Origin of the sequence: Rhodovulum sp. PH10 (assembly GCF_000293785.1) — a bacterium.
GTDB lineage: Bacteria > Pseudomonadota > Alphaproteobacteria > Rhizobiales > Xanthobacteraceae > Rhodoplanes.
The window spans coordinates 1-2,051 of sequence record NZ_AKZI01000214.1; the positions used below are offsets into that span (position 1 = coordinate 1).

A 2,051-nucleotide genomic window follows, 5' to 3' on the forward strand; every position below is an offset into this window, starting at 1 on the left:
GCTGCGGCGGCCGGGCCTGCGGCTGGCGGCCCTGCCGATCGGCGCGTCCGTCGGTCTGCGGCTTGTCCTGGCGCGGCTCCTGGCGCTGCGGCCGGGCATTCCGGCTCGGCCGGGCGTTTCCACGGGCGGCGTTTCCGCGCGGGGCGTCGCCACGGGTGACGTCGTCACGGGTGGCACTGCCGTTGCGGGCTGCCGCATCCGGGGTGCGACCCGACGCGTCACCGCGCGAGCGGGCCTGCCCGTTCGCCGCGCGCGCCTTCTGGGCCCGCGGAGCGGAGGACGAGGACGGCTGCCGGGTGCGGGTCGCCGGGGCCTCGGCCGCGGAGCGCGAGGCCGGGCGCTCGGCGCGCCGGTCGGTGGAGGGGATGCGCATCCGGATCAGCGTCTCGATGTCGCGCAGGAAGGCGACCTCCTCGGCGTCGCAGAACGAGATCGCGATGCCCTCGGCGCCGGCCCGCGCGGTGCGGCCGATGCGGTGGACGTAGCTTTCCGGGATGTTCGGCAGGTCGTAATTGACGACGTGCGAGATGCCCTCGACGTCGATGCCGCGGGCGGCGATGTCGGTCGCGATCAGCACGCGGGTGTCGCCGGTGCGGAACGAGGCGAGCACGCGCTCGCGCTGATTCTGCGACTTGTTGCCGTGGATCGCCTCGGCGCCGATGCCGGACTTGGCGAGGCTGCGCACCACCTTGTCGGCACCGTGCTTGGTGCGGGTGAAGACCAGGCAGCGGTCGATCGGCTCGCTGCGCAGGATGTCGGCGAGCACGGCCGGCTTCATCGCCTTGTCGAGCCGCACCACCCGCTGGTCGATCCGCTCGGCGGTGGAGGACTGCGGGGTCACCGACACGCGGGCCGGATCGCGCAGCATCTCGCCCGCCAGCTCGGCGATCGCCTGCGGCATGGTGGCCGAGAAGAACAGCGTCTGGCGGTCCTTGGGCAGCCGCGCGACGATCTTTCGGATGTCGTGGATGAAGCCCATGTCGAGCATGCGGTCGGCTTCGTCGAGCACCAGCACCTCGACCGAGGAGAGCTTCAGCGCGTTGCTCTGCACGAGGTCGAGCAGCCGGCCCGGGGTGGCGACCAGCACGTCGAGCCCGCCGAGCACGGCGCGCACCTGACGGCCCATCGAGACGCCGCCGATCGCGAGATCGGAGGTGAGCGGCATGTGGCGCCCATAGGCGCGGAACGAATCGAGGATTTGGCCGGACAGCTCGCGGGTCGGGCTCAGCACCAGCACGCGGCAGGTCTTCCGCTCCGCCCGACGGGGGTCGGTGATCAGGCGCTGGAGGATCGGGAGTGCGAAGGCGGCGGTCTTGCCGGTGCCCGTCTGGGCGATCCCGATCACGTCGCGCCCTTCGAGGGCGAGCGGCACCGTCTGGGCCTGGATCGGGGTGGGGGTGACGTAGTTCTCGTCAGTGAGAGCACGAGCGATCGGCTCGGCCAATCCAAAACCTTGGAAGGAAGTCAAAGGGTCGCTTTCTGTTTGCCATAGCGAGCCGCGCGCTCCCGGTCGGAGCGCTGCGTGCTGCCGATGAACGGGACATCCCGCGTGGTCTGGGCTGTCTTCGAAGAGCGGATGGGGCCGAAACCGGATTATTGATTTCGTTCACGCGGCCCAGGGGGGACCAACCCGTGGTCGGTCGTCCGCTCGCGCTCTATATGGGCCATTTCGACGCGATTTTCAAGCTGGGCGACCGGTAAAATGGTGCGACCGGACGTTGCAGCCCGGCTCGTGTGCCGTTGCGCGCCTCGGATTGGGGGTTCGCATGGCCGTCACGGCTTCAGATACGACAGCACCACCTCCTCGATGTGGCGGCCGCGCTCGGCGAGGCTGTCGGGATCGTCGGTCGTCCGCCCGAAGATGGTGGCGAGCGTGTAGCGATTCTGGAGATAGAAGAAGCCGAGCGAGGCGATCGAGATGTAGAGCTGCACCGGGTCGATGCCGGGGCGGATGGTGCCGGCCGCGGCGCCGCGCGCCAGCTGATGCGACAGCGTGGTGACCAGCGGCATGTGCAACGCCCTGATCTTCGCCGACTGCTTGAGGTAGCGCG

General features: G+C 70.2%; 1 protein-coding gene and 1 pseudogene. Both read right to left on the bottom strand.

All coding sequences use genetic code 11. From position 1 onward, the window contains the following. Positions 1–1,444: DEAD/DEAH box helicase (locus A33M_RS21575; protein ID WP_202801986.1), on the bottom strand; the 1,444-nt coding region annotated here is incomplete at its 3' end. A 329-nt stretch (positions 1,445–1,773) separates the two neighbouring features. Further along, positions 1,774–2,051, bottom strand: a pseudogene (locus tag A33M_RS21580) (hypothetical protein); the annotation flags it as partial.